The organism is Amycolatopsis sp. QT-25 (genome assembly GCF_029369745.1).
Taxonomy (GTDB): Bacteria; Actinomycetota; Actinomycetes; order Mycobacteriales; family Pseudonocardiaceae; genus Amycolatopsis.
Map to the genome: position 1 here is coordinate 3,036,656 of NZ_CP120210.1, position 21,974 is coordinate 3,058,629.

Sequence of the window (21,974 nt, forward strand, 5' to 3'; positions counted from 1 at the left end):
AAGGTCCCCTGGAGGCTCACAGCCGCCAGGGGACCTTGTCTTCGGGCGCGTAGCGGCACGAAGAACCGGTGGTGACCGACGCGCGCAGGTGCGCGGCCAGCGCCGGATGCTGCTCGTCCAGTTTGCGCAGGGTGTCGCGGATGCGGGCGGTCACCGTCTTGCGGGCGCGTTCGGCCTCGTCGCCGAGTCGCCTGGTGCGGCCGCCGAGCCCGGCCGCGGAGCGCAGCTCGGCGAGCAGCGCGTCCCGTTCACGGTCCAGAGCCGCGGCGCGCGCGTCCTGGCCCAGCCCGGTCGCGGTGTCGATCAGTTCGTCGAGTTCGTTCAGCCGTGCGCGATACCGGGCCTTCGCCTCGTCGTCGAGGACAGCGTCCCCGCCGAGGCTCTTCGCGGCGACGACCTCTTCGCCGCCCACGGGATCGAGCAGCCGGACGGCCGCCACCTCCGATCCCGGCCTGCCGAGCAGGAAATGCAGGTCCCGCAACCCTTTCGAGTCCGGAAGGTGGACGGTGACGCCGTCGAAGCGCAAGGTCCACACGGCTTCGTCACGACGGAACTCGGCGGTGACGGCGGTGGGTGCCTGCGCGTTGTTCCGCGCCCGCGCCACTCCGGCCACGATCTGCCGCATGCCCAGCGCGGTGGCTTCCTTGTCCACTTCGGACAGCAGGGTCGCCGCGGCCGCCGCGTCACCTTCGAGGTTCCGGCCCTGCAAAGCCACCGCCAGCCAGAACTCGGCCTCGGTCGCCCAGACCGTGGCCCTCAGCCGGTCCGCGGAGAGCGCGGCGCCGCGAAGCCGGTCCACCGCGTCGTTCCAGCGTTCCTGCGCCAGATCGAGCCTGCCGAGCCAGAGGTCGACCGGGCCGGAGATCTCGCAGCCGTAAAGGGAAACGAGCCATTCCCCGCTGTAGGGAGCGAGCAGCGCGCGGGCGGCTTCACAACGTTCGGGATCGCGCGAGATCGCCGCTGTATGCGCCTGACAGCGCAACCACAACGCTTCCAGATCGCGAGGGTACGGTTTCGCGTCGCCCGCGAGATCGGTGAGCCGCACGGCCTCCCCGACGTCCTCACGCTGGGCCGCGGTGACCGCCTCCAGCAGCCGGCCGTAGGAGTACCTGCTGCGGGAGATCTCGCGGTGCAATCCGGCGAGATCGTCGAACCGTCCCTCCAGGCACCACCGGGCCCATCGCTGCAGGTGGTGCAGATCGCAGAAATGGGCATCCTCGTTCCCTTCGTGGGCCGAGATCACCTGCTGGATGTACGCCTCGGCTTCGGTGAACCGGCCCTGGAGGGTGGCGATGATGCTCTGGTCGATCCGGGAGGCCAACTGCGAACTCGGCGCGCGGCCGGTGCTCGCGAGGGCGAGGAATTCCTGGTATTGCTCGAAATAGCGGGGATCGCCCTGTTCGAGCTGTGCCACCCACTTGAACGACGCCGCGTAGTGCTCCAATTCCGGATTCGCCGTGCGACGGCCGACCGCGACCAGTTCGTCGGTGAGCCGTTCCCGTTCCGCGGCGCTGCCCGGCCCCCAGATCGCGTCGTGCCGGGCCCACAGGCCGAACAGCAGAGCGGAATCGTCCTCGTGGTCGCGGGCGGTCATCATGACGTGCGCGGAGAGTTCCTGGGTCATCTCCTCGACGGTGAGTTCCTGTCCGGGCTCGCGGCCACAGAGTCGCGCGTGCGCTTCGGTGAGCACCTTGACCGTCTCGTCGATCCGGAGGCTTCGGTGATCGGCGCGGACCAGCGTCAGTGCCAGGCGGGCGAGGAGATCGTCGTCGTCGAGTTCGCGGATGAGCGCGGAGACCTCGTCGAGGACCTGTCTGCCTTCGTCCGACTCGTGGTGACGGGTCAGGTGCGCACCCAGCTCCAGGGCGATGCTCGCCTGCCTCCGCCGGTCCTCCGCGATCTCCATCGCCCGCCGGTAATGCGTGGTCGTCTCCTCGACCGCCATACGGCCGGTGGCGTCGACCGCGGCGGCCAGCAACAGGTCGATGGCCTGGTCCGGATCGAGTTCCCGGCCGGCGAGCAGCGCGTGGCGGGCCATGTCCGCGGGGAAGAGCCTGTCCCGTGACGTCGGCGACTCGCGGGCCGCCGCCACGACCGCGGCGTGCAGTTTCCGGCGGTCCTGTTCGGACAAGGCCGCGTACAGCGTCTCCCGGACGAGGTCGTGGGCGAAGGCGAACCGGCCTTGCCCGTGCACCACGACCAGCCGCGCCGCGACGGCCTGGTCGAGCAGCCGGTCCACCTGGGGCACGGGTGCCGAGGCCACGCCCGCGAGCAGCCTGCGGTGGAACTCCCTGCCGAGAACGGAGGCGGTGGTCAGCAGGTGGAGAACCGGCTGGGGGAGCAGGGAAAGCCGTCTTTGCAGGGCATCGGCCACCCCGGGTGCGATGGTCTCGGCGGAACCGCCGCTGTGCCAGAGCCGTGCGGTCTGCTCGACGAAGAACGGGTTGCCGCCGGTGCGGCGATGGACCTCGGCGACCAGTGCGTCGTCGGGCGCCGTGCCCGCCGTCCTGGCCATGAGCGTGCCGACCTCGTCCGGTTCGAGGCCGGTGAGCGTGACCGAGGTGGCCTTCGCGAGCAAGGGCAGCATGAGCGAGCGAAGCGGGTGATCGGTCGCCTCGACCTCCACGTCCCGGTACGTGCCGATCAGCAGCAACCGTTCGAACCAGGTGTGCTGCGCGGCGAACTCGAGCAGCCGCAGCGACGCGGCGTCGGCCCAGTGCAGATCGTCGAGCACCACCACGATCGGCTGCTCCTGGGAGGCGGCCACCAGCACGCTCGTCACCGCGTCGTACAGCCGGAAGCCGTCCGCGGCACCGTCGCCGCGAGCCTCACCGAGCAGGACGTCCAACTCGCTGTCGGCCATCGCGGCCCAGCGCCCCTGCCCGACCGCGCGCCGCAACCCGCGGATCACCTGGGTCCACGGCCAGTAGCCCGGCGCGCTGGCGGAGTCCCAGCAGGACCCGTTGAGCACCAGGGCACCGAGGCGTTTCGCCTCTTCGGCGGCGCCGGTGACGAGCGTGGTCTTGCCGATCCCGGCCTCGCCGGTGACCAGCACCAGCCCGCCGTGGCTTTCGGCGGCACGGGCGATCTCCGCGCGGAGCACCCCCGCGGGATGGTCACGTCCGATGAGCGCGGCTGACATGTCCGAATCCTCCCAGTAAGGTCCGACAATCTCACGACGCGCACCCCCATGTCAGGCCTTCTCTCCGGTTCATCGTGACCGACAGTGACCGACGTCTCGCGGCCGTCGGGAACCCCACGTGGCGAAAAGCCGACTTCCTGGGCGTGACCGATCGAGTGGGACGGCGGGTGGACGGCCGTCGAAATTCCGGCGCCGCCGGCGGAAGGCGACCTGTTGTGCCAGGTCAGGTGGTCGGCGGCTGGAGTAGGGTGCGGGATATGGGGAGCATTCGCTCGCGCGTGTTGGCTTGGCTCGGCCGCCGCTACCTCGCGCGTCAGCAGAAGAACGGGTTCGACCTGTCCAAGATGTCGATCATCCCGGACAACGCGCTGCTACCGCTCAAGCGCGACGGTCTCGACCCGGTGGCCGAGCTGGGCCGGATCCGCGCGACGGAGCCGATCAGCAAGCTCGACCTGCCGTTCGGGATGAACGGCTGGCTGGTCACCGGCTACGACGAGGCCAAGGCCGTGCTCGGCAAGGTGAGCGAGTTCAGCAACGACTTCACGAACCTGGTCGGGAACGCGGGCGTGACCGAGGACCAGAACCCCGGCGGGCTCGGCTTCGCCGATCCGCCGGTGCACACCCGGCTGCGGCGGCTGCTCACGCCGGAGTTCACCATGCGACGGCTCTCCCGGCTGACGCCGCGGATCGACGAGATCGTCGCCGACCAGCTCGACGCGATGGGGAAGGCGGACGGCCCTGTCGACCTGTGGGAGTCCTTCGCGCTGCCGATCCCGTCGCTGACGATCTGTGAGCTGCTGGGTGTCCCGTATGAGGACCGCGACGACTTCCAGCGGCTGAGCACCGCGCGGTTCGACCTCTTCGGCGGCGCGAGCGCGTCACTCGGCGCGATGACGGAGTCACTGTCCTATTTGGACGACGTCGTCCAGAAGCAGCGCGAGAACCCGGGCGACGGCCTGCTCGGCATGCTCATCAAGGACCACGGCGACGAAATCGACGACCGCGAGCTGGCAGGCCTCGCCGACGGCGTGCTGACCGGTGGCCTGGAGACCACGGCGAGCATGCTCGCGCTCGGCGCGCTCGTGCTGCTCAAGGATCGCGAGCTGGTCGAGGCCGTGCGCGGCGACGACGAGGCCGTGCACAAGTTCGTCGAGGAGCTGCTGCGATACCTGACGGTCGTGCAGATGGCCTTCCCGCGCTTCGCCAAAGAGGACATGGAGGTCGACGGCGTCCGGATCGCGAAGGGCGACATCGTGCTGGTCTCCCTCAGCGTCGCGAACCGGGACGGCGTCCTCGGCGAGGACATGGAGAAGTTCGACGCGACCCGCGAGCCGACGTCGCATCTCGCGTTCGGCTGGGGCATCCATCGGTGCATCGGGGCCGAACTGGCCAGGATGGAACTGCGCACCGCCTACCCCGCCCTGGTCCGCCGGTTCCCGGAGATGCGGCTGGCGATCGAACCGGAGGCGGTGGGCTTCCGGCAGGTCTCGATCGTCTACGGCGTCGACGCGCTGCCCGTGCTGCTGAAGTGATCCTCAGGCGACTCCTCTCGGACGGAACTGGATGCTGATCCTCGGGCCGACCGGTTTGGCGGTTTTGGGGACGGCGTGTTCCCACGTCCGCTGGCAACTGCCGCCCATGACGATCAGGTCGCCGTGGCCGAGGGCGTGCCGGACGGTCTCGCCTTCGCCACGCGGGCGCAGCGCCAGCTGCCGGGCGGCGCCGACCGAGACGATCGCGACCATGGTGTCTTCGGTGCGTGAGCGGCCGGTGTCGTCGCCGTGCCAGGCGACACTGTCGCGCCCGTCCCGGTAGAAGCACAGACCGGAGGTCACGAACGGCTCGCCGAGCTCGTCGGCGTAGTGCGCGGAGAGCTTCTCCCTCGCCTCTGTGAGGATCGGGTGGGGGAGCGGCATGCCCTCCCGGTAATGGCCGAGCAGCCGGGGGACGGCGACGACACGGTCGTACATCTGCCGTCGTTCGGCGTGCCACGGCACGTCTTCGGCGAGCCGGGTGAACAGTTCGTCCGCGCCGGTGAGCCAACCCGGCAGCACGTCGATCCAGGCGCCCCTGGTCAGCTCGGTACGCCGGATACCGTCGAGCGAACCGAGCCCGAGCGCGGCGCACTCGCCGAACAACGACGTCTGCAGGGCGGGGGTCATGGCAACCGAACATACCTCGATTCCGATCAGTTGTCGAACGCGTGTTCGAGTGGGATAAACGACCTGCGTCCGGCGGCGAGTCCGGGCAGGATGGCCGGATGGTCACCACAGCGGAGTCCGCCGACGGCACGCCGATCGTGTTCGAGCGGCGAGGCGCTGGGCCGGTGGTGGTGATCGTCGCCGGTGCGGGTAACGACCGGCACGGCGACGAACCCCTGGTGGCGGAACTGACGGCCGAGTTCTCCGTCGTGACCTACGACCGCCGGGGCCGGGGCGACAGTGGCGACACCGCGCCGTATGCGGTCGAGCGCGAAATCGAAGACTTGGCCGCTGTCGTCGCCTCGCTCGGTGAGCCGGTGACCGTGCACGGCATCTCCTCCGGTGGGGCGCTGGCCCTCCTCGCCGCCGCGGCCGGCGTGCCGATGGCGCGCCTGTCGGTCTTCGAGCCGCCTTATCGCGGCGAAACGGAAGAAGTCCCCGAGGGGTATGCCGGCGAGATGCGCCGCCTGGTCGCGGCGGACCGGTGGGACGATGCCGTCGCGCTGTTCATGAGGTCCGCGGTCGGCTCCCCGGCGGAAGCCGTCGCCGAGGCCAAGGCGACGCCGATGTGGGCCGAACTGCGGTCGTTCGCGCCCACGCTCGTCCACGACGCCTTCGTGATGCGGGATTCGAAGGTGCCGGGCGAACTGGCGTCGATCGCCACGCCCGTCCTCCTGGTGAACAGCAACGGCAGCACGGACTGGTTGAAGGCCGCCGCTCTCGCCGCCGCGAAGGTCATCCCGGGGGCGCGGCAAGTCGAGCTGGACGGCGAGTTCCACAGTGTCCCGCCGGAGCGGCTCGCGCCGGAACTCAGCGCGTTCTACCGGGATCCTCGACAAGGCGCAGGTAGACCGCTCCGCGCGGGGAGATCCGATAGCCGGCTTGGAGGCTGAGCGTCAAGCCGAGGTTCTCGGGCTTGCGGATGTCGGCCTCGAGTCCTCCTGTTCGCGGCCGAGGTGGCATAGATGGATGCGGTGCATCGGGACGTCCGCAGGGCCGCGCAGGGTGCCGCGGACCGCGTTCACCGCCTCGGTTCCCGAGCGGCGGGCGTCGCCGGATCGACTATCCACAAAGGACAAAGCCAGGCGCGAAATCGACGAAGGGGCCTGGCGCGGTTCAAGAGTCCACAAAAGACATCACGACCCCAGTGCCCGCTAGGCCGCCGCCGTGATTCTCGCGCGTCCGCCCCAGGCGCACCGGCGCGGCCTGACTCTCACCCCTGCCCGAAGTGCGACGTCCGGACACGTTCGCCCTACCCCTCGACAACCCTATTCGCCACTCCGACCCGTTCCGGACCTCGGTGCCAGGCGCCGGGATCCGTCCACGCTTCGAGCGTCCGCCTGCTTTCGAACCGGCGGTTTTCCCCGGTCACCGGATCGGTGAACTCGAGAACCTTCGCCAGTAGCTGCAACGGTTCGGTGAAGTCGTCGAGCGGGGTTTCGGTCAGCTCCGGGTAGAAGTCGTCGCCGAGGATCGGCAAGCCGAGGCCGCTCATGTGCAACCTGAGCTGATGCGTGCGGCCGGTCGCGGGGACCAGGCGGTAGCGGCCGAGGCCGCCGCGGTGCTCGATCAGCTCGACGCGGGTTTCGGCGTTGGGCGCTCCGTCGACCTCTTGCGCGGCGATCACTCCGCGTTCCTTGACGATGCGGCTGCTGATCTCGCGCGGCATCGCGACGTCCGGATCGTACCGCGCGATCGCCTCGTATTCCTTGTGCACCAAGCGATCCCGGAACATCGTCTGATACTTGCCGCGAAGGTCGGGAGTGCTCACGAACAGGATGAGCCCGGCGGTGACCCGGTCGAGCCGGTGCGCGGGGCTGAGCGCGGGCAGGTCGAGTTCCCGGCGGAGGCGGACCAGCGCGGTCTGCAGGATGTGCCGCCCGCGCGGGATCGTCGCGAGGAAGTGCGGTTTGTCGGCGATCAGGAAATGCTCGTCGCGGTGCACGACGGAGACCTCGAACGGGACCTCGACCTCTTCGGGCAGGTCCCGGTGGAACCAGATGAACGAGTCCGGCACGAACGGCGAATCGAGGCCGAGTGGTCCGTCCGGGCCGACGATGCGCTCCTCGCGGAGCATCTCCGCGATCCGCTCGGGCTCGACCCGGGGGAGTCGCTCGACCAGGTGCTCCCGCAACGTCGTCCACGGTCCCTCGGCGGGCATCTTGAGCCTCGCGGGGTCGAGCCCGTGGCGGGGCGGGAGCGGCGGGCGGAGCTTGCGTCTCATCACCGCGCACTCTAGCCGCGAAGGCTCATCCGGCCTGGTCTCGGTACCGCGCGAGGTACCGCTCGGTCGCCTCCGCGTCCGCGATCGCGGTGGCCTCGGCGCGGGTCCGACGGCCGATGCCCGGCGGGAAGCCGTTCTTGGCGAGCCGGTGCTCGATGCTTTCCTCCATGTACGCCATCGAATAGAAGTACGCCACGAGCGCGGCCATCAGCACGATCGCCAGCCGCAGGGTGAGCGGGCCGGGCAGGAGGAGCCACGCCGCGCAGAGCGGCGCGATCATCACCGTGCTGCGCGCGACATGCCGCCAGCGCCAGCTTCCGGTGGTCGCGTCGTGGAGGATCCAGTCGTGGTAGCGCTCGGGCAGCCTGCCGCCGAGTGAGTACCACAGCCAGCGGAACACGTCCGGGCGCTTGCGGGGCATCGGGCGACTCCTTCCGTCGATGGTCGTCACAGTACACTAATGATTAGTACACTAAATATTAGCGTCGCCCACGCCACGGCTAGAGTCGGTGGCACGAACGCGGAGGGGCCGGAGATGAAGTCGATCGATCTGGGCGAGGATCCGCTCGCGCTGGAGCGTCAGGTGTGTTTCGCGCTGTCGGTCGCCTCCCGCGGCGTCATCGCCGTCTACCGGCCGCTGCTGGAGCCCCACGGGCTCACCCATCCGCAGTATCTGGTCATGCTCGCGTTGTGGGAGCGCGGCCCGCAGGCGGTCAAGGATCTGAGCATCGCACTGCGCGCCGAGCCCGCCACGCTGTCGCCACTGCTCAAACGGCTGGAGACGATCGGTTACGTCACGCGCAGGCGCAGCGCCGAAGACGAGCGATTGCTGACGGTCGAGCTGACGGAATCCGGCCGCGCGTTGCGTACGGAGGCGGAAAAAATCCCATACCGCGTCGTCGAGAAGCTCGGCATGGAGGTCTCCGAGCTGGAGGCGCTGCACAAAGCCCTGACTCGCGTCATCGAAGCCACGGCTTGAGCGAACCGAAACCGGGGTGTGACGAAATAGGGGTGTGAAGCCGCGCCGAGGTGGGTAATTTCCGTCACGCCAACTCGAAGTGACAGGAAGCTGAGGGACCGTGACCACCTCGACCCCCGCGCCCACGGAAGCAGGTCTGGACCTCGTGACCAGGCTGAACGCCTACCTGGAGGACGTGGCCGCGACGCTGGGGATACGCGGGGAGTCGTGCTCGGTCGACCTGACCGGCCCGGTCGCCGCCCGGATGAGGCTGAACTGGCGGCTCCCCGGCTTCCCTGAACGCGACGTCGACCTGATGTGGCACGAGGAGCACGGTTGGTCGGCCGCCGTGGCGACGCATTCGGGCGACGGCCACCACGTCGTCGTCGCCTATCTGGGCGGCCGGACGGTCGCGTCACAGCCTCGGCTCGTCGCCCGCTTCGCGGACTCCCTGCGCGCCGGCGAACACCAGGACTGCTGGCCCGGCCCGCCGATGTTGCGCACCGCCGGCGGACCGTCCGCGCTGGCGAAGGAACTCGCCGCCTGGGCGTGAGCAGCCGGGGGTGGGCAAGGGCCACGTCGGGCGGGACCGTGAGATCGCCGGGCGACCGCCGAGTCGTCGCGTGGGCGAGCAGGAAAGGCCTCAGGAACTGAAGGTGAGCTTGCCGAGGATGCGCGCGACGACGGCGTCGAGATTGGCGTCGAGGAAGAAGTGGCCGCCCTCGAACACCTCCATCTCGAAGGAGCCGGTGGTGTGCTCACGCCAGTTTTCCACGTCCGGTATTTCCAGGACCGGGTCCGCGTTCCCGGCGAACGCGACGACCGGGCAGCTCACGTCGGTGCCCGGCCGGTAGCGGTAGGTCTCGACGGCCTTGTAGTCGCCGCGCAGCGCGGGCAACGCGAGCGCGCGGATGTCGGGATCGTCGAAGATCGACGCGTCGGTGCCGCCGAGCTTGCTGACCTCTTGGAGGAACGTGTCGTCTTCGGCGAGATGGTGTGACGTCTCCTTCCGCACGTCCGGACCGCGGCGGGCCGAGACGAACAGCGCCGCGGGGACGAGGCCGCGCGTTTCGAGGCGACGGGCGACCTCGAACGCCACGATGGCGCCCATGCTGTGGCCGAAGAGGGCGAAGGGTTTCGGGAGCGCGGCGACGACGTCCACCAGCCGCTCGGAGAGGACGTGCAGATCGGCGATGACCGGCTCGCCCATGCGGTCCTGCCGCCCCGGGAACTGCGCGGTGTGCACCTCGACGGTGGGCGAGAGGGCCGCCGAAAGCGGCCGGAACGCGCTCGCCGAGCCACCCGCGTGCGGGAAGGCGATCAGTCTCGTCTCGGCCGACGGCGCCGGGTGAAAGCACCGCGTCCAGTGGCGAAGATCCTGCCCTGCCATCGAAAATCCCCCAATCCGCGCGCGGACGGCCCGCGCAACACTGGAATGTACGGGGGATTCGCGGCGCGAGTCCATGCTTGTGCGGGGTTGTTCACGTGGGAACACTGGACACCGGCCCACATCCCCCAGGCCTGGCGGAAGGGAGCGAGTGTGGCGGAGGACCTGAAGATCAGGGTCGGGGCGGGGCTGGGGGCCGGGACGGCGACCGAGGAGTTCGGCGCCGCGGTCGACCTCCTGGAGCGGGCCGGCGTCGATTCGCTCTGGCTGCCCGAGGCGGTGTACTCGCCGAGGATCGACCCGGTCGTGGGGCTGACGCACGCACTCGCCCGTACCGCGAACCTGAAGGTCGGCACCGGGGTGATGGTGCTGCCCGGCCGTGATCCGGTCCTGGTCGCCAAACAGCTCGCCTCACTCGCCGCGCTCGCGCCGAAAAGGGTTCTCCCGGTCTTCGGCCTGAAACCCGCGCGCGACGCGGAACTGCCCTTGTTCCCGGTGCCACCCGGCCGCCGCGCCGCGGTGTTCGACGAGTCGTTGCGGCTGATCAGAGCCCTGCTGGAACAGGAAGAGGTGACCTTCGAAGGCGAGTTCTTCCGGGTCGAGGGCATGGGGCTGGGCATGCGCCCGGTCGAACGACTCGACCTGTGGCTCGGCGGGAAGGCACCCGGCGCGCTGCGCCGCGTCGGCAGGCTCGCGGACGGCTGGCTGGCCAGTTTCCTCACACCGGAGGAAACGCGCGCCTGCCGCGCGGCGATCCAGGAGGCCGCCGCGGAGGCGGAGCGAGAAGTCGAGGCCGACCACTTCGGCATCAGCCTCATCGTCGCCGAGAACGGGATCCCGGACGCGCTCGCGGCTTCGGTCGCGGCACGATCCGACGCGGACCCGGCCCGGCTGATCGCGGACGGCTGGAGCGCCGCCCGCGACCTGATCGCCGAGTACCTCGACGCCGGGCTGAGCAAGTTCGTGCTGTATCCGGCCGGGACGGAGCCGATCGAGCGGTTCGTCGAGAAGTTCGTCGAGCACGCCGTGCCGCTGCAGAACCGAGTGGGCGGCCGACGGACCGGGGCCCGGCCGCGGCTCAGTCGAACTTCAGCTCTTCGGTCCGCCGCGGCATCAGCAGCAGCGCGCCGACGCTGAGCACGGCGACCACCAGCATCGCCAGGAAGACGTGGTGAGTGGCGTCCGCGAGGGCGCCGCGCACGAACGTCGTCGTCGGGGTGTCGGGGCCGTGGCCCTCCAGGACGACGCTGGTCGCGTCGACCCCGGACGGCAGACCGGTGACCCCGGCCGGCGGGTCGGCGAAGCGGTTCGTCAGCGTGGCGTTGGCGATGGCGCCGAATATCGCCACGCCGACCGCGCTGCCCAGCGAACGGCTGAACATGTTGGTCGCGGTGACGACGCCGCGGCGTTCCCAGCCGATGGTGGACTGCACGGCGATCAGCGTCGGGCTCGACGCCAGCCCCAGCCCGATCCCGAGGACGAACGCCGCCGCGGCCGCCAGCCAGATCGACGAACCCGCCGTCAGGAACACGGTGAGCGCCGCACCCGCGATGACGATCCCGCTGCCGATCAGCGCGGTGTCCCGGAACCCGATCCGCATGTAGACCCGGCCCGCCAGCGACGCCGAGATCGGCCAGCCCACGGTCAGCGCCGCCAGCGCGAATCCGGCGACGAGCGCGCCGGTGCCGAGCACCCCCTGCGAGAAGGTCGGCAGATACGAGGTGAGCCCCATGAGCAGCATGCCGACCACGACAGCGACCAGGTTGCCGCCGATCAGCGTCCGTTTGGTGAAGATCCACAGCGGCAGCACCGGTGCCTCGGCCTTGCGTTCCACGAACACGAAGGCCACCAGCAGCACCACGGAGGCGGCGAAGATCGCCAGGCTCGGCGCGGACGCCCAGCCCCAGGCGACGCCGCCTTCCAGCAGGCCGAGGATCAACAGCGAACAGCCGAGGGTGAGCAGTGTGGCGCCGGTGTAGTCGATGCGGTGCCGGCGGCGTTCGACGCGCTCGCGGAAGTTCCGGAACAGCATCCACGCCGCCAGCGCGCCGAGCGGCAGGTTGACGAAGAAGATCCAGCGCCAGTCGAGGTACTCCGCGAACACGCCGCCCAGCGTCGGCCCGACCACCGACGAAATGGCCCACACGCTGGCGAGATAGCCCTGCACCCTGGCGCGTTCCTCGACGGTGTACATGTCGCCGACCATGGTCAGCGCGATCGGCTGGATCGCGCCCGCGCCGATGCCCTGCACCGCGCGCGCCGCGATCAGCACCGGCATGCTCCAGGCCGCGCCGCACAGCACCGAGCCCAGCAGGAACGCCGCGATCCCGAAGAACATCACCGGACGCCTGCCGAGCACGTCGGCGAATTTGCCGTACAGCGGAACGGTGACCGCCTGGGTCAGCAGATAGATCGAGAACAGCCACGGGAACTGCGAGAACCCGCCGAGATCGGCGACCACCGACGGCACCGCCGTCGCGATGATGGTCGAGTCGAGCGCGATCAGGCCGGAACACAGCATCACGGCGATCAGGACGGGGCCGCGTTCGGAGCGGAAACCGACCCCTTCCTTCGCGGTGACCGGGGCCGGGGTCGTCATCTGTGGCGGTCTCCTCGGGCTCATGAAGGGGGTCAACTACTTCGCATGGGTAAGCATTCCATGAGGACACCCGGTCATGGGACCGATTTTTCCGTGAGCCATCCCCCAAAATGGGTCGAATGAGCATCTGGATCCGCCCGATCGACCGTGGCTGGGTTGTCCGCGACGTCGTCCCCGGACCCGACGTCGACGAGTTCGCCGACCCGGACCGCGTGGCCGCCGCGCTCGCCGAGGCACACGGCGACAGCCTGCTGGCTGTCCAGCATCCGGCCAGGACGCCGGCCGCGCTGGCGGGCGGTCTCTCGATCGAGGCGGCGTTGCCGCAGGCCAAAGCCACCTTCGACCGCATCCGGAAGCAGCACTACCGGCCGGTCGCCGACGTCGTGGCCCCCTATCGCATCGACGGGCCGGACGGGGCCGCACTGGGCGTGCTGTGCCTGGTCGACCCGGCCGCGGTCCGGGACGACGGGGTGACACGGGTCCGGCACACCGAGGACGTCTATCCGGACGTCGTCGCGGAGCGGGCCGCGATGCTCGCCGGACTCGGTGTCGCCACGAGTGCCGCCATGCTCGTCCCCTCGACCGGCGGCCGTGCGCTGACCGCGCTGATCGAACGGCTCTGCCGGGGGCAGGCACCCAGCCTGTCCACAGTGGATGGTGCGGGCCGCGAACACGAACTGTGGCTCATCGGTCCCGGCGAGGGCCAGTCCGAACTGCTGGGAGCCCTGGACGAGATGGATCTCCTGGTCGCGGACGGAAACCACCGCGTCGCGGCCGCCGCGAACTCCGGGCGCGGCGCGTTGCTGGCACTCGTCACCGGCGGACCGGCGCTGCGGATCGGCCCCATCCACCGCGTACTCACCGGCACCGGATTCGACGCGGACACGCTGGCGCGGCGATGGAAGGACGCGGGATTCGACGTCCAGCCCGGACGGCCGGACCCGCCCAGCGAGGAGGGCGAGGTGACCGTGCTGGCGGGCGCATCGGCCTTCCGGGTGATGCTCGGCAAGGCGGGCGGTGACCACGCCGTGGTCGAACAGGAGCTGCTCCGCGGTGTGCTGGGCGTCGATCCGGAGGGGCCGCACGTGCGGCCGTTGCTGCCGGGCGGACCGGTGCCCGCGGACGTGGACGCGGTAGTACTGCTGGCCCCGGTTCCATACGCGGAGGTGCTCGCCGTGCACGCGGCCGGATCGCGGATGCCGAGGAAGGCCACCTATTTCACGCCGAAACCACGCAGCGGGCTCCTGCTGGCCGAACTCTGACGCCGCGCTTTCGTCGGTGGCCCGGCCTAGGATCACTTCGTGGAACTGCCCGTGATGCCGCCCGTGAAACCGATGCTGGCCAAGGCCGTGCACGAACTGCCGCGCACGCCGGGGCTGCGGTACGAGCCCAAGTGGGACGGTTTTCGCTGCGTGGTCTTCCGCGACGGTGACGAGGTCGTGCTCGGCTCGCGCAACGACAGGCCGTTGACGAGATACTTTCCCGAACTGGTGGACCTGCTCAAGGACGCGCTGCCCGAGCGCTGTGTCGTCGACGGCGAGATCGTGCTGGTCACCGAGGGCGGGCTCGATTTCGAGGCACTCCAGCTGCGTCTGCATCCGGCGGCGTCGCGGGTGACCAAACTGGCCGCGGAGACGCCTGCCAGTTTCGTGGTGTTCGACCTGCTCGCCCTCGACGACCGGGATCTGACGCCGGAGCCGTTCGGGGAGCGGCGAAAGCTGCTCGAAAACGTCGTCGACACGAAGTTCGCGCGGGTGCACCTCACCCCGTTGTCCGAAGATCCCGACCTCGCCCAGGACTGGTTCACCCGCTTCGAGGGCGCGGGGTTCGACGGTGTGATGGCCAAACCCGCCGACGCACCGTACGAACAGGACAAGCGGGTGATGTGGAAGGTCAAGCACCAGCGCACCGCGGACTGCGTCGTCGCCGGATTCCGGTGGCACAAGGACGGGGCCGGGGTCGGGTCGCTGCTGCTCGGGCTCTACGACGACGAAGGCGTCCTCAACCACGTGGGCGTGGCCACCAGTTTCACCGCCGCGAGACGTCGTGAGCTGGTGGACGAACTCGCGCCGCTGCGGGAGAACGCGCTGGAGAGCCATCCCTGGCGCGAGTGGGCCGAAGCCCACGAGGAGGCGGGCGGCCGCCTGCCGGGCGCGGGCAGCCGGTGGGCGCCGAAGAAGGATCTGAGCTGGGAGCCGGTCCGCATCGAATGGGTCGCCGAGGTCCGCTACGAACACGTCGAGGGCACGCGGTTCCGCCATGGCGGGCGGCTCGTGCGCTTCCGCCCGGACCGGGAACCGGCATCGTGCACGTACGCGCAGCTCGAAGAAGTCCCGCCCGCCGAGCTCGCCACCATGTTCACCGAGCTGGGGGAAACATGAAAGCGGAGCCGGTCACGCTGGACTTCGACGGCGTCGAAGTCACGGTGTCCAATCCGGGTCGGTTCGGGGTAGGCAATTCGGCACCTGGTTGCGCTACTTGCGCAGCGCAAAGATCGCAACCAGGTGCCGAATTGCGGTCAGAGCGGTAAGTCGAACGCGAGCTGGGTGTGCACGGCGGGTTCGGCCTCGCGGGTGGACCGGTGGCTCGGCAGGGTCGCGGCGCAGCGCGGGCACGGGGCGACGTCGGTGCCGGTGAGGTCCACCGGCGTCCACCTCCGGGCTTCCTTTGCCCCGCAGGCGGAACGCCGGTAGCGGAGGTCTTCGGAGCGGGTCATCAGATGCGCGGCGGGGGAGTCCTCCGGCAGCGCACCGACCAGGTACCAGCGTCCGGCGGTGGTCGTCATGGAACTGTCCTCCCGATACAGGTGGTCCAGCTCGAGATTCCTTCCGCAGGCCAGTGTCGGCGAGACTCGCCGCGATTCCGGTATTTCGGCCTTCGGCGTGTCGAAGTACGTCCGGTGCCGGCGTGCTCGGCCAGCCGGGAGATCGGGACTCCTGTGTCCAGGGGCGGATCTCGCGTGATCGGGGACGGGACTCGCGTGCTTGGCGGCGTGACTCAGCGCGGGGTGAAGCGGTTTTCGGCGTGTCAGTCCGGAACGAACCGCAGGACGCGCAGCATGCCCCGCTCGTCGACGACCTCGGGATCGTCCGCGACGCATTTCTCGAGACGCGCGGTGACGGCCTCGGTGTCGATTCCCGAGCCGATCAGCACCAGCTCGCTCCGGCGCGGCAGGCCGGACGGCCACGTCGACCGGTCCAGCCGGATGAACGAGCCCACCGTGTGCAGGCCGAATCGGGACTGCCGTCCATTCGGGCCGAAATCGAGGAAACCCTTGATCCGGTAGAGCCCACCGGGACGCTGTTCGAGGAAGTCCATCAGCCGTCGTGGGTCCAGCGGCCGTTCGGCGGTGAAGGCGACGCTGTCGTACGCGGTGTGGAAGTGGTGTTCGTGGTCGTGTTCTTCCTCGCGGAGATCGTCGAACGACAGCTGCCCGGCCCGTTCGCGCGGCCGGGCGTCGAAGAACAGGGTGGGGTCGATCCGCCCGTGGGAGGTGGCGAGCACCGGCGTGCCGGGTGCGATCTCGTCGATCGTGCCGCGCAGTTTCGCCAAGCTGTCCTCGTCGGCCCGGTCGATCTTGTTGAGCACGACGAGGTCGGCGAACCCGAGATGCTCGTCCAGTTCCGGATGCCGCTTCCTCGTCGTCGGGAATTCCGCCGCGTCGACGAGCTCGACCAGGCCGCCGTAAGCGATGGCGGGGTTCTCACTGGCGATCATCAACCGGATGAGGTCGCGTGGTTCGGCGAGTCCGCTGGCTTCGATCACGATGACGTCGATGCCGGCCTCGGCCTCGGAAAGCTTCGCGAGCATGGCGTCGAGACCGCTCGCGTCGACGGCGCAGCACAGGCAACCGTTGCCGAACGACATCATGGTGTCGACCTGGCCGGAGACGGCCATCGCGTCGACCGCGATGCTGCCGAAGTCGTTGACCACGACCCCGATCCGCACGCCCTGCCGGTTGGCCAGCAGGTGATTGAGCAGGGTGGTCTTGCCGGAGCCGAGGAAGCCCGCGACCAGGATGACCGGAATCCGCCTGTCGACCACGATTTTCCTTTCCCTCGGAGCTTCCCGCACTCTAGCGACGGCGGGGGTGGGGCAATACACCGGTCCGGGGAAAGAACAGAAGAGCGGGCGGATGAATGCGCTCGAAAGAGTGACTAACGACGAGCATAAAGCGATCTTGGCCGGGTGTGATCATTGTGTGCGGCGCAATTCGGTGAATCTTCCGCGAAGTCGCACGCCATTCCAAATATTGTCGTCGTCAAGCTTCTTGCCTGCGGAAATGCTGGCAGGGCGGAGTTTCTGTCCTTGGGTGGAGCATGGCTTTCTTTCGGTGGGGTATCGTCTCCCGTCTGGTCCGGGCCCGGCCGGTTCGCCGTTCGGGCGTGATCCTCCGGGTATTTCCCGAGTGCAGGAGGAATGGTGATCGTTCCCGCCGCCGGTGCCGGCGTCGAATTCGGAGAGTGGGAGGCCGAGGTGGCGACGGCCTCCATGCGGGTGACGGATGACCCCCGCTTGCCTCCGGAGAGCGGGCCACGGCGACGGAGCGTGGACCGGGGCGAGGCGGAGGACTTCCTCCGGCTCTTCCATACCGAAACGGACGGCGGGACCGCGGCACCGAGCGAGCGGCTGGATCGGGTCCGCGCCGAAATCGACGCGACAGGGACGTACCGGCACACCACCGCCGAGGTCGAGTTCGGCGCCCGGGTGGCCTGGCGGAACTCCGCGCGGTGCATCGGCAGGCTGTACTGGCAAGGACTCAAGGTGCGGGACCGCCGTGACGTCGTCGGCGCCGCCGCCATCGCCGAGGAGTGCGTCACCCATCTGCGCGAGGCGACCCGAGGCGGCCGGATCCGCTCGACCATCACGGTGTTCGCGCCGGACGGTTCGGCCGGACCCGGTCCGAGGAGCCACAACGACCAACTCGTCCGCTACGCCGGTCATCGGCTCGGCGACGGCTCGGTGCTGGGTGACCCGCGCCACGCCGACTTCACCGAAACCGTCCAGGGGCACGGCCGGCGCCCGCCCGAGCGCAAGGGCTCCTTCGACGTGCTTCCGCTGCTCATCGAATACGAACCGGGGGAGCGGCGCCTGTTCCGGCTGCCGCCGGACGCGGTGCCGGAAGTCCCGTTGTCGCATCCCGACCACCGCTGGTTCGCCGGGCTCGGGCTGCGCTGGCACGCGGTTCCGGCGATCAGCGACATGCGGCTGGTCATCGGTGGGATCACCTACCCCGCGGCGCCGTTCAACGGCTGGTACCTCGCCACCGAGATCGGCGCGCGCGACCTGGCCGACACCGACCGTTACGACCTGCTGCCGGTGATCGCGGACCTGATGGGCCTGTCGACGAACTCGGAGCGCACCCTGTGGCGCGACCGCGCGCTGGTCGAACTGACGCTGGCCGTCCAGCACTCCTTCGACGCGGCGGGGGTGACCGTCGCCGACCACCACACCGAATCGCGGCGGTTCCTCACGCATGTCGCCAAAGAGGAGCAGGCGGGACGCCGGTGCCAGGCGGACTGGAGCTGGATCGTCCCGCCGCTGTCCGGCGGGCAGACCGCCGTGTTCCACCGCTACTACGACGAACCCGATCCGGCCGCGAGACCGGCGTTCCTGCCTCCGGGCCGGCGCTCCGACGGGTGAAGAGGTGAGCCGAATGCGGCGTGTCGACGGGCCGGACGGCGGCACGGGTTGCGGCCCCGCGGAGAATGGTGGCATGACCGCAGTACTCGTCGCCCACGCCGGTAAATCCAGTGGGACAAGGGAGATCGCCGAGGTGATCGCCGCCGAACTGCGGGAAGTCGGGCTGACGGTCGATCTGCTGGACGCGGCCGAAGTCGAAGACGTCGAACCGTACGGCGCGGTGATCGTAGGGAGCGCGCTGTACCACCGGCGCTGGCGGCCGGAGGCGGTGCGGCTGCTCACCGAACACGAAGAGACGCTCCGGAACCGGCCGGTGTGGTTGTTCCACAGCGGGCCCTGCGGGCCGCTGGCCGCCGGCAAACGGGTGAGCCTGCCCGCGGGAGTGGCCTTGCTGGCCGCGAGGATCGACGCCGAGCGCACCGCCACCTTCGGCGGCAGGCTCACCCCGGCCACCGCGAGCGGCCTGTTCTGGAAGATCATGGCTGCGGGCCCCTGGGCGGGCGACTTCCGCGACTGGCCGTCGATCCGGGCCTGGGCCCGCGACGTCGGCCGCCGCGTGCGCATCCGCGTCACCCTGTGAAGTACCGGTTTCGTCGGCGGCCTGTCGTACGATGCTCGCATGGACAAACGGTTCACTGCGAAGCTGCTCAAAAGCCCGGAGAAGGGCGGCTGGACGTACGTCGTCATGCCCGGCTCCGCCGAGTACTTCGGCACCAAAGGGCTGGTGAAGGTCCGCGGGACCATCGACGGGCATCCGTTCCGGAGTTCGTTCATGGCGCTGGGCGACGGCACCCACAAGCTCCCGGTGAAGGCCGATGTGCGCAAAGCGATCGGCAAGGAGGAAGGTGACACGGTGGACGTCGTCCTGCTCGAGCGGCTCGAGGGCTGAGTGGCCGCGGAGTGGAAGCCGTCCCCGGTCATCAAGATCTACGAGGCGCTCGGCGCGGTGGCCGACGGCCGGGTCGAAATCGACGGTGACACGGCGCGCGTCGCGTCGTCGGACAAGGCCAAGACCTACGACGTCCGCCACGATCCGGCCGCGGGCTCGATCACGGCCAACGACAACGGGTCCTACTGGCAGGGCTACCTCGGCTACCCGGGCATCGCGTACTTGATGGCACGCGGCGTGCTCGCCTACGACAGCGGCCTCACCGCCGGGCTGGCAGGCGTGCCGTGGAAGGAACTCGCCACCCGGTACCGCAATGACTGGGCGAAGGTCGAGAAGCACGTCCGCGACGACCTGGCCGGCAAGGGAGTCGATCTGGACCGGTTCGATGCCGGGCTCGCGGAGATTTCGAATCGGTTGGAAGCCTTGGCGCTCACCAAGCTTTCCCCGCGGCTGCGTCCACCCAAGTGACTTCTTGAGTCAGGCGCGGCCACAGCAGTTGTCCGTGAAGGCCTCCTTGAGGGACCCAGAGTCCCTCAAGGAGGCCTTCACGGACTTCCGGCAGGCCGAGCAGCGCCGGTTCCCCCCTGGGGTCACGGCCCGTGCTCAGCCGCAGTGTTCCGCCGGGCTGTCGTACGGCGTCCCGCCCGCGGAACCGCCCCACTTCACGCATTTGCCCGCGGCGGCCGCCCGTACCGGGCCGGCGAACCACGAGAACGACCCGGAGTCGGTGAGCCGGGAAGAACCCGCCACCTCGAGGTAGGCCGACGTCGCGGTCGCGGTTCCGGTGGAGGCGCTCTTCATCGTGGCGACACAGTTCTGCCCGTTGGAAGCGTTGTAGGACAGGTAAACCGTGCCCGCCGTCCCGAGTGGGGCGGAGTCGATCACGCCGTATCCGCCGCCGCACGCCGGGGCGCCGAGGGTGGTCTCGGTGACCGTCGAGAAGCGGATGGTCTCGTTGGCGTTCCCCGCCGGGCCCGCTTCGTACAGCACGCCGACCGAACCCGAGGACAGCTGGACCATGTCGGAGTACGCCGCGTCGCCGCTCCACACCAGCGTTCCGGCGGAATTGCCCTGCCAGTTCGCGCCCTCGTCGAACGAGGACCGGACGACGAGTTCCTTGCGGCGGTCGCAGACCGACGGCGCGGCGAACAGGATCCGGTTGTACTTGCCCGCCTTGTCGGTCGCGGTCATCCGCGCGGTCGAGGCCTGCACCACCGGCGTGATCAGGTCCTCTTCGAAGGTGAACTTGGTGGAGAAACTCGCGCCACCGTCGGAACTGAGGGCGTAGGCGCGGTTCTTCGCGCCGCCGCTCAGGCATTTGTCGCCGTTGTTGGCCTGGTTCCGTGCCGCGGCGTAGACCCGGCCGTCGAGCAGTTCGGTGACGCTGATTTCCTGCGGGTTCAGCGCGGCCGACGACGCCGGGGTGTCGGTGGCGCCGCGCTTCCACGTGACGCCCTGGTCGTCGCTGTAGATGAGTGCGCCGCTGTTCCTGCCGTCGACGGTGTAGCTCATCCCGGCGACGAGCCGTCCGGCGTGCGCGCCGCGGGTCAGCACGATGCCGTGCGACGGGCCGGTCGCGAGCCAGCCCGGCGCGGAGGCGAAGCCGAGCTGCGTGGTGAGCACCTTGGGCGCGGTCCAGGTCTTGCCGTGGTCGTCGCTGATCGAGACGCGCGGAATCCGGTCGCAGTCGGGGTTCTTGACGCATTCCAGCACCGAGAGCAGCACGATCCGCCCGGTGGAGGGAATCACGATCGGCGTCGGATTTCCTTTGGTGTCACCGAAACCTTCGATGACGATCTTCGCCGCGCTCCAGGTCTTGCCGTTGTCCGCCGAGCGTTTCACGACGAGATCGATGTCGCCGCGGTCGTTGCAGAAGCCGGCGCCGCCGTTGCGGCCTTCGGCGAACGCGAGCAGTTCGCCGTTGTTCGCCTTGACGACGGCGGGGATCCTGAAGCAGTCGTAACCTTCTGTTTTCTCTTTGTACACCACCGTGTTCCCGACGGCGGCGGCCGAGACGCGGTCGCCGGTGTCCGGGGTGGCGAGAGAGGTGGCCGGGGATGCGCCGACCGCCGCGGTGGCGACGAGGGCCGCGAACAGGCCCTGTGCGACGCGGGAGATCTTCACGGGAGTGCTCCGTCCTGGCTTCGAATCCTGGTGACGGGACATCAGAGTCCTTCCGGCTCGTACAGCCGTCGTACAAGGCGCGTACAACCCGGTTTTCGGCTTCTGTGTCAGGTGACGCAGAACGACGGCGGTTTCCCTGCCAAGCTCGATCCCGTCGGACACGGCGCGAGATCGGAAAGGGGGAGGGGCCGATGAAGGTGATCGATCTCGAGGGGCGCGAGTGGACGGTCGATCGCCGGTTCGCGCCGTGGCGCCGGTGGGTCCAGCCGATCGCGGGACTCACCGGCGGTTACCGGCAGCACAAGCTCACCGCGGACTGGAAGTTCCCTGCCGACGACGGCACCGGGGAGCGCGAGGAAGAACCCGTGCACAAGGTGGCCCGTGGACTGTGGGGAGCGCTGGCCACCGTGGAACTGCTCCTGCATCTTCCGGTGTACCTGCTGCTGGGACTTCTCCAGCTGCCGGTCCTCGCGCTGGAACTGCTGTGCCAGGGCGTCGCGGGTTCCTTCGCGCGGATGGTGCGGTGGTTCCGGAAGGCGCCGAGGCGGGTCGACGTCGCCGGATGGCACAGGGAACACCGCAGCCTCGCGTCGCTGACCATCCTCAAGGTGCGCGAAGACCTGGCGGCCCCGTTGGTGGCCGAGTTGAGCGGCCTGCTGCGCGAACGCGTCATGTTCGATCCCGGTGATCCGGCCGTGCACGAGGTGCTCACCCGGTTCGACGTGCGGGTGGAACGCCATCGGACCGTGCTTCTTCGGCGATCCGCGTCAGGATCCGCGCACCGATGAGGAGACACTTCGGCCTGAC

Annotated in this window: 21 protein-coding genes; 12 read left to right on the forward strand and 9 right to left on the reverse strand. The window is 69.5% G+C overall.

What is annotated here, in order from left to right; all coding sequences use genetic code 11:
* Positions 1-16: 16 nt before the first annotated feature.
* Positions 17-3,142 (reverse strand): AAA family ATPase, encoded by a 3,126-nt coding sequence (locus tag P3102_RS14250; protein WP_276369623.1) that lies wholly within the window; start codon positions 3,140-3,142, stop codon positions 17-19.
* Positions 3,143-3,399: 257 nt separating this feature from the next.
* Here P3102_RS14250 and P3102_RS14255 point away from each other — a divergent pair, with 257 nt between their 5' ends.
* A complete protein-coding gene (locus P3102_RS14255) occupies positions 3,400-4,674 on the forward strand; it encodes a cytochrome P450 (RefSeq protein WP_276369624.1) in 1,275 nt (424 codons plus the stop codon).
* 3 nt (positions 4,675-4,677) lie between these two features.
* Here P3102_RS14255 and P3102_RS14260 read toward each other — a convergent pair whose 3' ends face one another.
* A complete protein-coding gene (locus P3102_RS14260; protein WP_276369626.1) occupies positions 4,678-5,304 on the reverse strand; it encodes an alpha-ketoglutarate-dependent dioxygenase AlkB in 627 nt (208 codons plus the stop codon).
* A 98-nt stretch (positions 5,305-5,402) separates the two neighbouring features.
* Between P3102_RS14260 and P3102_RS14265 the strand changes: the two genes are divergently transcribed.
* Positions 5,403-6,236: an alpha/beta hydrolase gene (locus P3102_RS14265; RefSeq protein ID WP_276369628.1), complete on the forward strand. Its 834-nt coding sequence runs from the start codon at positions 5,403-5,405 to the stop codon at positions 6,234-6,236.
* Positions 6,237-6,595: 359 nt separating this feature from the next.
* On the opposite strand, the gene P3102_RS14270 is transcribed toward P3102_RS14265, so the two are convergent.
* Positions 6,596-7,567 (reverse strand): pseudouridine synthase, encoded by a 972-nt coding sequence (locus P3102_RS14270; RefSeq protein WP_276369629.1) that lies wholly within the window; start codon positions 7,565-7,567, stop codon positions 6,596-6,598.
* A 25-nt stretch (positions 7,568-7,592) separates the two neighbouring features.
* Positions 7,593-7,988 carry a DUF5313 domain-containing protein gene (locus tag P3102_RS14275; RefSeq protein WP_276369631.1) on the reverse strand — a complete coding sequence of 132 codons (396 nt, stop codon included), beginning with the start codon at positions 7,986-7,988 and terminating at the stop codon, positions 7,593-7,595.
* A 114-nt stretch (positions 7,989-8,102) separates the two neighbouring features.
* Here P3102_RS14275 and P3102_RS14280 point away from each other — a divergent pair, with 114 nt between their 5' ends.
* Entirely contained in the window at positions 8,103-8,546 is a 444-nt protein-coding gene (locus P3102_RS14280) for a MarR family transcriptional regulator (RefSeq protein WP_276369632.1), read from the forward strand.
* Positions 8,547-8,646: 100 nt separating this feature from the next.
* Positions 8,647-9,078 (forward strand): DUF6292 family protein, encoded by a 432-nt coding sequence (locus P3102_RS14285; RefSeq protein ID WP_276369634.1) that lies wholly within the window; start codon positions 8,647-8,649, stop codon positions 9,076-9,078.
* 90 nt (positions 9,079-9,168) lie between these two features.
* Here the strand turns inward: P3102_RS14285 and P3102_RS14290 are convergent, their stop codons facing one another.
* Positions 9,169-9,915 (reverse strand): alpha/beta fold hydrolase, encoded by a 747-nt coding sequence (locus tag P3102_RS14290; protein ID WP_276369636.1) that lies wholly within the window; start codon positions 9,913-9,915, stop codon positions 9,169-9,171.
* A gap of 150 nt (positions 9,916-10,065) precedes the next feature.
* Between P3102_RS14290 and P3102_RS14295 the strand changes: the two genes are divergently transcribed.
* The gene (locus tag P3102_RS14295) at positions 10,066-11,049 is read left to right on the forward strand and encodes a TIGR03854 family LLM class F420-dependent oxidoreductase (protein WP_276369637.1); all 984 of its coding nucleotides are present in this window, start codon (positions 10,066-10,068) and stop codon (positions 11,047-11,049) included.
* On the opposite strand, the gene P3102_RS14300 is transcribed toward P3102_RS14295, so the two are convergent.
* Positions 10,991-12,511, reverse strand: coding sequence for an MDR family MFS transporter (locus P3102_RS14300; RefSeq protein WP_276369639.1), 1,521 nt, complete (start codon positions 12,509-12,511; stop codon positions 10,991-10,993). The genes P3102_RS14295 and P3102_RS14300 overlap by 59 nt on opposite strands.
* 110 nt (positions 12,512-12,621) lie before the next feature.
* Between P3102_RS14300 and P3102_RS14305 the strand changes: the two genes are divergently transcribed.
* Entirely contained in the window at positions 12,622-13,773 is a 1,152-nt protein-coding gene (locus P3102_RS14305; RefSeq protein ID WP_276369640.1) for a DUF1015 family protein, read from the forward strand.
* A 39-nt stretch (positions 13,774-13,812) separates the two neighbouring features.
* Positions 13,813-14,892, forward strand: coding sequence for an ATP-dependent DNA ligase (locus tag P3102_RS14310; RefSeq protein ID WP_276369642.1), 1,080 nt, complete (start codon positions 13,813-13,815; stop codon positions 14,890-14,892).
* A 137-nt stretch (positions 14,893-15,029) separates the two neighbouring features.
* On the opposite strand, the gene P3102_RS14315 is transcribed toward P3102_RS14310, so the two are convergent.
* Together P3102_RS14315 and P3102_RS14320 are read right to left on the reverse strand one after the other, a co-directional pair.
* Positions 15,030-15,296, reverse strand: coding sequence for a hypothetical protein (locus P3102_RS14315; RefSeq protein WP_276369644.1), 267 nt, complete (start codon positions 15,294-15,296; stop codon positions 15,030-15,032).
* Between the two features lie 242 nt (positions 15,297-15,538).
* Positions 15,539-16,555, reverse strand: coding sequence for a GTP-binding protein (locus P3102_RS14320; protein ID WP_276369645.1), 1,017 nt, complete (start codon positions 16,553-16,555; stop codon positions 15,539-15,541).
* 375 nt (positions 16,556-16,930) lie between these two features.
* Here P3102_RS14320 and P3102_RS14325 point away from each other — a divergent pair, with 375 nt between their 5' ends.
* The 4 genes from P3102_RS14325 to P3102_RS14340 all read left to right on the forward strand — a co-directional run bounded on the left by P3102_RS14325 (position 16,931) and on the right by P3102_RS14340 (position 19,511).
* Positions 16,931-18,154, forward strand: coding sequence for a nitric oxide synthase oxygenase (locus P3102_RS14325; RefSeq protein ID WP_276369647.1), 1,224 nt, complete (start codon positions 16,931-16,933; stop codon positions 18,152-18,154).
* 73 nt (positions 18,155-18,227) lie between these two features.
* The gene (locus P3102_RS14330; RefSeq protein WP_276369648.1) at positions 18,228-18,734 is read left to right on the forward strand and encodes a flavodoxin domain-containing protein; all 507 of its coding nucleotides are present in this window, start codon (positions 18,228-18,230) and stop codon (positions 18,732-18,734) included.
* 39 nt (positions 18,735-18,773) lie between these two features.
* A complete protein-coding gene (locus tag P3102_RS14335; protein ID WP_125783966.1) occupies positions 18,774-19,043 on the forward strand; it encodes a DUF1905 domain-containing protein in 270 nt (89 codons plus the stop codon).
* Positions 19,044-19,511, forward strand: a complete 468-nt coding sequence (locus P3102_RS14340; RefSeq protein WP_276369650.1) for a hypothetical protein — start codon at positions 19,044-19,046, stop codon at positions 19,509-19,511.
* Positions 19,512-19,646: 135 nt separating this feature from the next.
* Here P3102_RS14340 and P3102_RS14345 read toward each other — a convergent pair whose 3' ends face one another.
* Positions 19,647-21,167 (reverse strand): sialidase family protein, encoded by a 1,521-nt coding sequence (locus tag P3102_RS14345; protein WP_276369652.1) that lies wholly within the window; start codon positions 21,165-21,167, stop codon positions 19,647-19,649.
* Positions 21,168-21,358: 191 nt separating this feature from the next.
* On the opposite strand from P3102_RS14345, the gene P3102_RS14350 reads away from it, so the two are divergent.
* Positions 21,359-21,955 carry a hypothetical protein gene (locus P3102_RS14350; RefSeq protein ID WP_276369654.1) on the forward strand — a complete coding sequence of 199 codons (597 nt, stop codon included), beginning with the start codon at positions 21,359-21,361 and terminating at the stop codon, positions 21,953-21,955.
* Positions 21,956-21,974 lie beyond the last annotated feature (19 nt).

Bases quoted from the DNA above. Each gene is read 5' to 3' on its own strand.
- P3102_RS14315 (WP_276369644.1), bottom strand. From the start codon at position 15,296: ATGACGACCACCGCCGGACGCTGGTACCTGGTCGGTGCGCTGCCGGAG.
- P3102_RS14255 (WP_276369624.1), top strand. From the start codon at position 3,400: ATGGGGAGCATTCGCTCGCGCGTGTTGGCTTGGCTCGGCCGCCGCTAC.
- P3102_RS14325 (WP_276369647.1), top strand. From the start codon at position 16,931: ATGGTGATCGTTCCCGCCGCCGGTGCCGGCGTCGAATTCGGAGAGTGG.
- P3102_RS14305 (WP_276369640.1), top strand. From the start codon at position 12,622: ATGGGTCGAATGAGCATCTGGATCCGCCCGATCGACCGTGGCTGGGTT.
- P3102_RS14290 (WP_276369636.1), bottom strand. From the start codon at position 9,915: ATGGCAGGGCAGGATCTTCGCCACTGGACGCGGTGCTTTCACCCGGCG.
- P3102_RS14265 (WP_276369628.1), top strand. From the start codon at position 5,403: ATGGTCACCACAGCGGAGTCCGCCGACGGCACGCCGATCGTGTTCGAG.
- P3102_RS14350 (WP_276369654.1), top strand. From the start codon at position 21,359: ATGAAGGTGATCGATCTCGAGGGGCGCGAGTGGACGGTCGATCGCCGG.
- P3102_RS14335 (WP_125783966.1), top strand. From the start codon at position 18,774: ATGGACAAACGGTTCACTGCGAAGCTGCTCAAAAGCCCGGAGAAGGGC.
- P3102_RS14280 (WP_276369632.1), top strand. From the start codon at position 8,103: ATGAAGTCGATCGATCTGGGCGAGGATCCGCTCGCGCTGGAGCGTCAG.
- P3102_RS14300 (WP_276369639.1), bottom strand. From the start codon at position 12,511: ATGACGACCCCGGCCCCGGTCACCGCGAAGGAAGGGGTCGGTTTCCGC.
- P3102_RS14270 (WP_276369629.1), bottom strand. From the start codon at position 7,567: ATGAGACGCAAGCTCCGCCCGCCGCTCCCGCCCCGCCACGGGCTCGAC.
- P3102_RS14250 (WP_276369623.1), bottom strand. From the start codon at position 3,142: ATGTCAGCCGCGCTCATCGGACGTGACCATCCCGCGGGGGTGCTCCGC.
- P3102_RS14275 (WP_276369631.1), bottom strand. From the start codon at position 7,988: ATGCCCCGCAAGCGCCCGGACGTGTTCCGCTGGCTGTGGTACTCACTC.
- P3102_RS14260 (WP_276369626.1), bottom strand. From the start codon at position 5,304: ATGACCCCCGCCCTGCAGACGTCGTTGTTCGGCGAGTGCGCCGCGCTC.
- P3102_RS14330 (WP_276369648.1), top strand. From the start codon at position 18,228: ATGACCGCAGTACTCGTCGCCCACGCCGGTAAATCCAGTGGGACAAGG.